Raw genomic sequence first — 250 nt, 5'->3', positions numbered from 1 at the left:
GATGGCCTTGGAGACCAGCACGGATTTTTCGGCGTCATTGGTCCAGACAGAAAGCGTCACCACGAAGGAACGCGGATCGCGCTCGGCGGCCACCCGGTCTCCAAGCGAACGAAGCGCCCCGACCTTGTTATCGCCATCTTCCGGCTTCGATGAAAAAATCGCCTTCAGCCGCGCAAGCGGCGGCGGCGTTATGAATTCCTGGTCCTGATCGAGCTTCAGCTCGTCCACCACCCGCGCCAGCACATTGCGC

1 pseudogene is annotated in these 250 nt (G+C 61.2%); it reads right to left on the bottom strand.

From position 1 onward, the window contains the following. Nucleotides 1-250 (bottom strand): annotated as a pseudogene (locus tag SB764_RS43080) (hypothetical protein); the annotation flags it as partial.

The organism is Paraburkholderia sp. SIMBA_027 (assembly GCF_046535315.1).
Classification (GTDB): domain Bacteria; phylum Pseudomonadota; class Gammaproteobacteria; order Burkholderiales; family Burkholderiaceae; genus Paraburkholderia; species Paraburkholderia tropica.
This window is presented reverse-complemented; position numbering and strand designations above follow the sequence as displayed.